The sequence below is a fragment of the Nocardia nepalensis genome (genome assembly GCF_048910785.1).
Classification (GTDB): Bacteria; Actinomycetota; Actinomycetes; order Mycobacteriales; family Mycobacteriaceae; genus Nocardia; species Nocardia nepalensis.
This window is the reverse complement of the sequence record NZ_JBKBET010000014.1, coordinates 1-8,017: the sequence shown is the minus strand read 5'-3', so window position 1 is coordinate 8,017 and position 8,017 is coordinate 1. Positions and strand designations below refer to the sequence as shown.

Here is an 8,017-nt window from a genome sequence, read left to right as displayed (position 1 = left end):
TGTCGCTTCCGCCTGAAGACTGACCCTCTGATTCCGGGTGAATGCTGACCCACCCTGTGAACGATCATGAGGTGCTGAACGTGGAGGACTGGGCGGAGATCCGACGGTTGCATCGCGCTGAGGGGATGGCGATTCGCGCGATCGCTCGTCGGATGAAGGTTTCGAAGAACACGGTGAAGAAGGCGCTCGGTTCCCATGAGCCGCCGCGGTATCAGCGCAAGCCGAAGGGGTCGGCGGTCGATGAGTTCGAGCCGCAGATTCGGGCGGTGCTCGCCGAGTTCCCGGATATGCCGACGACGGTGATCATGGAACGTGTTGGCTGGCAACGCGGCAAGACGGTGTTCTTCGAGCGAGTGCAGCAGCTGCGGCCGTTGTTCAAGCCGGTGGACCCGGCCTCGCGCACTGAGTATCAGCCCGGCGAGCTTGCTCAGTGCGATTTGTGGTTTCCGCCGGTCGATGTTCCGTTGGGGTTCGGCCATGTCGGTCGTCCGCCGGTGTTGGTGATGGTCAGCGGCTATTCGCGGGTCATGGCGGCGACGATGATCCCGACCCGGCAAAGCCCTGATCTGCTGGCCGGGCATTGGGCGTTGATCTCGGATTGGGGGCGTGTTCCGCGAGCTCTGGTCTGGGACAACGAGTCCGCGGTCGGGCAATGGCGCGGCGGCAAACCGCAGCTGACCGAGACGATGAACGCGTTCCGGGGAACGTTGGGCATCAAGGTGATTCAGTGCCGGCCAGGCGATCCGGAGGCCAAGGGGCTGGTCGAGCGAGCGAACGGATATCTGGAGACCTCGTTCCTGCCCGGCCGTGTGTTCACCAGCCCGGCTGATTTCAACACCCAGCTGGGTGAATGGTTGGTCAAGGCCAACCACCGTCACCATCGGCGGTTGGAGTGTCGCCCGGTTGATCGCTGGGATGCCGACCGGCGCTCGATGCTCGAGCTGCCGCCGGTGGATCCGGTGGTCGGATGGAGGCTCACGACCAGGCTGCCTCGCGATCATTACGTCCGGTTGGACTCCAACGACTACTCCGTTCATCCGGTCGCGATCGGCCGGCGAGTGGAAGTCCGCGCCGACCTGACCGAGGTGGTGATCACCCTGGCCGGCGCCGAACTTGCTCGCCATCAACGGTGTTGGGCCGATCACCAATCCATCACCGATCCCGATCATGCGGCCGCAGCCGCAGATCTGCGCCGATCCCGGCGCCTGGTCGCGGTTCCCGCGATCGACACCGATGTCGAGCATCGAAACCTGTCCGACTATGACCGCATGTTCGACCTCGACGAGGCGAGCAGCAGCGAGGAAATCGCCTGATGGCCACCAAGACCGCCAATGGTTCACGCAACGTAACCTCCGAAATCGCTTATCTCGCAAGAGCACTCAAGGCACCGACACTCGGCAGCGCGGTTGAGCGACTGGCCGAACGCGCCCGCTCGGAAAACTGGAGCCACGAAGAGTTCCTGGCCGCCTGCCTGCAACGAGAAGTTTCCGCCCGCGAATCCCACGGCGGTGAAGGACGCATCCGCAGTGCTCGATTTCCGTCGCGAAAATCGTTGGAGGAGTTCGATTTCGACCATCAGCGTTCGCTCAAACGCGACACCATCACCCACCTCGGGACCTTGGATTTCATTACCGCCAAGGAGAATGTCGTCTTCCTCGGTCCACCTGGCACCGGCAAAACGCATCTGTCGATCGGGCTCGGGATCCGCGCCTGCCAAGCAGGTCACCGCGTCGCGTTCGCCACCGCTGCCGAGTGGGTCTCCCGGCTGGCCGAGTCTCATCACGCCGGAAAACTGCAGGCAGAGCTGATCAAGCTCGGCCGGATTCCGCTGATCATCGTTGACGAAGTGGGCTATATCCCGTTCGAATCCGAGGCCGCGAACCTGTTCTTCCAGCTCGTCTCGTCCCGTTACGAACGAGCTTCGCTGATCGTCACCAGCAACAAACCCTTCGGCCGCTGGGGCGAGGTCTTCGGCGACGACGTCGTCGCCGCCGCAATGATCGACCGCCTCGTCCACCACGCCGAAGTCATCTCAATGAAGGGAGACAGCTACCGACTCAAAGACCGAGACCTCGGCCGCGTCCCAGCGGCCAAGACCAACGACTAACCAAACCAGCAGGGGTGGGTCCGGATTCAACCGGAACGACCGGGTCACGATTCAACCGGAGTTGACAGAGCGCCGGATCATGCCCGCGTGTGCGGGGAGCACACCAGAAATTCGCCCGTGACGAAGCGATCCGACGGATCATCCCCTCGTGCGCGGGGAGCACGCCGTGGTCCTGCGGGACGGCGATGCCGTCGCCGGATCATCCCCGCGTGCGCGGGGAGCACGCGTTGCTGCGTATCGACGCGGGCCTGCAACCAGGATCATCCCCGCGTGCGCGGGGAGCACGTCGACATGCGGCATCGGATCGTCGGAGTCTTCGGATCATCCCCGCGTGCGCGGGGAGCACGTCGCTAACGGCCTTATGGACCTTGGTCACGCGGGATCATCCCCGCGTGCGCGGGGAGCACCTACACCGAGCTGACCACCGAGCAAATCGCCGAGGATCATCCCCGCGTGCGCGGGGAGCACGTCAAGAAGATGTGCGATCCGGGCGATACCAACGGATCATCCCCGCGTGCGCGGGGAGCACAGGTTCGCAGCGGCTTGAATTCATCCCCGCGTGCGCGGGGAGCACGCCAAAGCCATCGCCGACAAGGTCGTCGACGACGGATCATCCCCGCGTGCGCGGGGAGCACGACGAGCGCGCCCTGCACGCGGTGTGGAACACCGGATCATCCCCGCGTGCGCAGGGAGCACATCTGTCGACACACATCTTCTCGACCGCGAAGAAGATGGCGGCCTGCGGATCATCCCCGCGTGCGCGGGAAGCACGGCCGTAGCGATATCGAGCGCGAGCTTGTTCGCGGATCATCCCCGCGTGCGCGGGGAGCACTATTGCAAGGGAGCTGACCGCGCGATTCGACGAGGATCATCCCCGCGTGCGCGGGGAGCACCCATTGCATCATCGGCACCCTCGGAGATCACACGGATCATCCCCGCGTGCGCGGGGAGCACTACGCGATGATGCTGACCGCCGCCCAGTGCACCGGATCATCCCCGCGTGCGCGGGGAGCACCAGGTGATCCGTCAGGGCGGTTCGTCCACAACCGGATCATCCCCGCGTGCGCGGGGAGCACTCCGCGGGCGATCGCTTCGACAGTGCGAGACGGGGGATCATCCCCGCGTGCGCGGGGAGCACGAGGACGGCGAAGGTGTCAAGGGCGACAACTTCGGATCATCCCCGCGTGCGCGGGGAGCACAAAACCAACGCCACGGTCTCGGCCTCTGTGCCAGGATCATCCCCGCGTGCGCGGGGAGCAGCCCTACGGCGGAAAAGCCGTGTACCACTGCGAAGGATCATCCCCGCGTGCGCGGGGAGCACCAACACCGATCGGCGAATCCAGGCCATACCCTCGGATCATCCCCGCGTGCGCGGGGAGCACGCCCGAAGGTGAATTGGCTTGGGTGCATGGCAAGGATCATCCCCGCGTGCGCGGGGAGCACGGTATCGCGATCGCTGGGAACGCGGGCGGTGGCGGATCATCCCCGCGTGCGCGGGGAGCACAATGGCATCCCTAGTTCGCGTTGGCTGCGTCCAGGATCATCCCCGCGTGCGCGGGGAGCACCAGGATCGTATTCAAAAAGTTGATCCGTGCCTCGGATCATCCCCGCGTGCGCGGGGAGCACCGGCGCGGCGATGCTGTCCCCAGCGGGCGGGACGGATCATCCCCGCGTGCGCGGGGAGCACGCGCGCTGGTGCTCGGCCAGCGTCCACCGAACCGGATCATCCCCGCGTGCGCGGGGAGCACCTTGACGGTTCGTACTGCATCAAGGGTGCGGCAGGATCATCCCCGCGTGCGCGGGGAGCACACCTGCTCCGCCGCTTCGCACCCCTGTGGGCGCGGATCATCCCCGCGTGCGCGGGGAGCACGGCACCGTGACGTTGTCGAACTCGAGCTGGAACTGGCGGATCATCCCCGCGTGCGCGGGGAGCACCTGGATCGGGCCGAACCGCTCCGGCCGGTTGCGGGATCATCCCCGCGTGCGCGGGGAGCACACTTGTTGACCTGGGCATTTCTGGGTCGATGGGGCGGTTTTCATTCAGTTTCATTCGGGCCAACGCCACGCCGGGGGTCTGAGCGTTACTTTGGTTTGAACTTTCGTCTGGCTGTGCGGCGACGCCATACTGTTTCGGATTGGTGCTCGGCGGTGTTTGTTGATTGTTTGCGGGTGGTCAGGGGTGCTTGGGGTGCGGGGATGTAGTCGGGGGTGGTTGTGCGGCGCATGAGTGTGATGCCGTCGTAGTCGGTTGGGGTCCAGTCGTGTCCGTGGACTTTGAAGGCGAGGCGTTGTTCGTTGCGTGCTGAGTGCACCATCAATGCTCGGCCTTCGGAGACGTACTCGATGATGCGCTGCCACATGAGTTCTCGAACGCGCGGTGACATGTTGCCGACGAACAAGCCTGGGCTGATTTCGAGCAGCCACCGTGTGAGGTGACCTCGGAGTCCGGGTGGCACGGCGGTCAGGACGACGATGGTCAAAATTCGTCTCCGTAGCCGACGCCGCCAGCGACGGTGTTGTCGCGGTCATCCCACAGTGAGATAACTTCGAATTCCAGTTCGTCGAAATCAGCTGTCTCGGTCGCCGTCTCGCCGCGGAGTAGATGCTGGATGTCGCGGGCGCATCGTTCGAGGATCTTCCCGTCGTGCAGGGCATCTCGGACTCGTCTTCGGGTAACGGCTCCGATGTCTTCGACGTCTTCGGTTGCGATATCGAATGCGATCGGTATGGTCACCTCGGCTTTGTACAGGTCGGCGATGTCGTAGACGAACGATCGGTGATGGCCTGTGTGCACGAAACCGAGGGCGGGCGAGCATCCCAGCGCGACTATGACCGAGTGCACAACGCCGTACAGTGCCGAATTCGCTGCTGAGAGAGCCTGATTGACCGGCTCACCGGCATCCCAGTCCTCGACGTCGTAAGTGCGCCGGTTCCATTCGACTCCGGTCCGCTGCGAGTGCTCGCGGTAGACCGCGCGCACGCGGGCGCCCTCGCGCCCGCGTAACTGTTGCATCGATAGTTCTGAGATATTTTCGCCCGGAAAGCGCATGGCATACATCGCCCGCGCGACCCGCAACCGCGACCGCGTGTTGGTCACGGCCTCTGCTTGTGCCTCCAGCAGACGGGAGGATCGCGATAGCCCCACGCCGTGGGCGTAATACCGGACGCCGCGTTCTCCTACCCACACCACCGTTGATCCACTGTCGGACATCAGTGAAATCGCTTGATGGGTGATCGTGGTTCCCGGGCCGAGCAGCAGCACGCCGATTGAGGCGGCCGGTACGTGAACGGTGCCGCGCTCATCGGTCGCGGTGATGGCGTTGCTGTCGCGGTTGACGACGCATCGATCCAGGTACAGGAACGAGACGCGGTCCGATATGCGTACCAGCTCTTTGGATTCCGAGGGTCTGCGCCCGATCGTGCCCACAGCTATTTGTCCGTCTGCGTTGGGTAGGCCAGTGTCAGCAGGCCGCATCCATATGATTTCGCTCGTCCGATTCCGAAGCTGAGTGAATGTCGTAGTGCGGCAACGTCGGTTACCTCGAGGATGCCTTCGAAGGTGGCGGTGGAGATGGTGACGCGTGTGTTGCCGCGAGTGAACCGTCGTACTGAGCGGTCGGTGATGGCGAGTTCGAATTCATTGTCGGTCGCGTCGGGTGCCTGTCGTGGCAGTATTCGGATTCCGATGCGGTCGGCTCGGTCGAGTAGCCATTGTTCTTGTTGGCGGGCGGTGACGTGGGCCAGGGGTTTGGTATCGGCCCAGCCGTCGCGTCTGCCGGAGTGGACGGGGTTGGCGGTGAGGCGGAATTGCCAAAGCTGGCCGACCGTGAGCCGGTCCAGGAGACGGTCGTAGGGTTTGGTGTCCCATGCTTGGGTGGTTGGCCATCCGGCTTGTTCGACGATGTGGGTGAGATCGGGTTTGTCCGGGCTGGCGATGTAGAGCAGGACGCGGTGGGGTCCGTAGTTGTCGAGGCGCCACAGGATTCGTCCCTCCTCGGTTGCCGCGGCCTCGGCGAATCCGCTGCACACCGCGGCGTGTAGTGCTTGTGGGGAGGACAGCAGTATTCGGGCGCCGCGGCGGCGGGGGTTGATCGGCATTCTGGTCAAAAACATCTCACACCTCCAGCACCGACATGGCGTCATGTTCGTCGCCGGGTTCGGTTGTGCCATGGGGATTGGGCACGGTGACGTTGCCGCGCACGACCGAGCGCCATTCGTACTGGCGGTGGTTGGGGTCGAAACTCACCGGTGTGTCTCGGATCATTTCGCCGTCGTCTTCGCCTTCGGCGGCGTCGCGGACGGTTGCCAACCGGACCATAAGGTCGCGGGTGCGGCGCTGGGTCCCGGTGCTGGCAAGCCAGGGGCGTTGTGCCAGCGCGGTCTGCAGGTCCTCGTCGAAGACTCCGAGCGCGATGGGTCCGGCGGGTGGGCAGGATCGGCGTCCGAGGTAGAGCGGGAACTCGGGACTTCGCACGGCGGCGTCGATCGCGCTGATGAGTCCGTGCTCGCCTTCGAGGACTGCGAGATAGACCGCGTCGGAGATGTAGTAGCGATACGACAACGGTAGCGAGGTCCAGGTGGTGGATCCGTCGCGTTCGCGTTTGGGCCGCTGCGCGGTCTGGAAGTCTCGAACCAGCTGCCCGGGTTGGTCGATGCGGACACCGAATCGCAAGCCCAGCAACGTTTCCAAGGGGTCGGTGCGGCGCAGGCCCTTCGCTGCCGCGATGAGCCCGAGCACCCCACTTTTGGTTGGCGCGATCTCGGTGCCTCGTCGCACGAATCGGCTACTGGCTCCCCACGATTGCAGCGGCCCGGCCAAGCGCAGGGCCACCACGGTCATTGATGGTCCCCGAGCCTGGTCCCGACCAGCGCACCTACTTCGGCGACGAGGTCGGCGAATGCGACGTTGGCGCCCAGATCGTCCAAACCGGCGGTATCCGAACCGAGTCGGGTCACCCAGCTCGCGACCGGTGTTTCGGAGTAGGCGCGTTGCACCTCGTGTGCCTCCTCACGCAACAGGTCCGCGGCCCTTTTGACTCGACCACCGGTATTCGATTCCCGCACCGGGCTTTCGAACGCGCCCACGAGGTTGATGGGTTGGGTGTCGCGCACCAGAACCACCACGGCCTCGGGCAGGGTGCGGTTGGCGAAGGTGTTCTGTTTGCCGGTGGGCATGGATCGCACGAAGGACATCAGGAACGCTTCGACCGCGCGGCGGGTCGCTTCCTCGTCGCCGAGGTTGTCGTTGAGCCGATTCACGTCGATGGTCGCGTACCGGTACAGGGTGGAGGAATTGAACTCGATGGTGCCGATCATCCCGGCCCCGGTCTCGTGGTCATCGATATGATCGTCGACGGCGGTGAAGTAATCGAACTCGGTCTCCACCGGATGCACACTGATGGCGTGGGCGACCTGGACAGCGGCGTCGACATTCAGGTCGGCTTGGTCGGCGACCATGCGACCGAACAAGGCGATATCCACCGAATGGTCACGATCGGCCAAGTCCTTGACCTTGGCTTCCCGCAATGCTTTTGCCACGTCCTCGGCCTCGGCCGCGGCGACCGCCGCCTCGGCCAAGGCCCGGATTTGATGGCGGCTGAGGAAGACCAGATATCCGGCTTCGTCGATGGCGTCTTTTTTCGGTGGTTTGACCGTGATTCCGATCGCCTTCATCACCTCCGACGCCAACGCAAGGCTGCGATCCGCCAAATCCTGTGACTGCGTAGTGATCTCAGCTGCCAGCAGGTCGACGACTCGTCGGGTGCGCACGCCGAGTTCGGAGCGATCCAGGTGCTCGTCGAAGGCGGCGCGGGTGGCGCGTTTCCACGCTTGGCTCGACACTCGCGCACGCCGCACACCGCCGTAGATAGCGGTCTTGGGGCTGCCGGTGTCGTCGCGGTTGAGGTTGCT

At 64.5% G+C, this 8,017-nt stretch carries 7 protein-coding genes and 1 CRISPR repeat array; of the genes, 2 read left to right on the top strand and 5 right to left on the bottom strand.

The genetic code is table 11. The features are described 5' to 3' along the window. The first annotated feature begins 71 nt into the window (after window positions 1-71). Window positions 72-1,313, top strand: a complete 1,242-nt coding sequence (istA, locus tag ACHQ4I_RS09490) for an IS21 family transposase (protein ID WP_420771243.1) — start codon at window positions 72-74, stop codon at window positions 1,311-1,313. Then, a complete protein-coding gene (istB, locus tag ACHQ4I_RS09485) occupies window positions 1,313-2,107 on the top strand; it encodes an IS21-like element helper ATPase IstB (protein ID WP_420771240.1) in 795 nt (264 codons plus the stop codon). Before istA ends, istB begins: the two co-directional genes overlap by 1 nt. A gap of 74 nt (window positions 2,108-2,181) precedes the next feature. After that, a CRISPR array of direct repeats spans window positions 2,182-4,103; the repeat unit is 28 nt; unit sequence GGATCATCCCCGCGTGCGCGGGGAGCAC. An 85-nt stretch (window positions 4,104-4,188) separates the two neighbouring features. On the opposite strand, the gene cas2e is transcribed toward istB, so the two are convergent. The 5 genes from cas2e to cas7e all read right to left on the bottom strand — a co-directional run. Then, window positions 4,189-4,587 (bottom strand): type I-E CRISPR-associated endoribonuclease Cas2e, encoded by a 399-nt coding sequence (gene cas2e / locus ACHQ4I_RS09480; protein WP_420771310.1) that lies wholly within the window; start codon window positions 4,585-4,587, stop codon window positions 4,189-4,191. Then, window positions 4,584-5,534, bottom strand: a complete 951-nt coding sequence (cas1e, locus tag ACHQ4I_RS09475; protein WP_420771309.1) for a type I-E CRISPR-associated endonuclease Cas1e — start codon at window positions 5,532-5,534, stop codon at window positions 4,584-4,586. The genes cas2e and cas1e overlap by 4 nt, the downstream gene beginning before the upstream one ends. A gap of 2 nt (window positions 5,535-5,536) precedes the next feature. After that, window positions 5,537-6,220, bottom strand: coding sequence for a type I-E CRISPR-associated protein Cas6/Cse3/CasE (gene cas6e, locus ACHQ4I_RS09470; protein ID WP_420770344.1), 684 nt, complete (start codon window positions 6,218-6,220; stop codon window positions 5,537-5,539). A gap of 1 nt (window position 6,221) precedes the next feature. Beyond that, the gene (gene cas5e / locus ACHQ4I_RS09465; protein WP_420770345.1) at window positions 6,222-6,947 is read right to left on the bottom strand and encodes a type I-E CRISPR-associated protein Cas5/CasD; all 726 of its coding nucleotides are present in this window, start codon (window positions 6,945-6,947) and stop codon (window positions 6,222-6,224) included. Next, the coding region (gene cas7e, locus ACHQ4I_RS09460; RefSeq protein WP_420770346.1) for a type I-E CRISPR-associated protein Cas7/Cse4/CasC at window positions 6,944-8,017 on the bottom strand (1,074 nt) is incomplete at its 5' end. The genes cas7e and cas5e, both read right to left, overlap by 4 nt.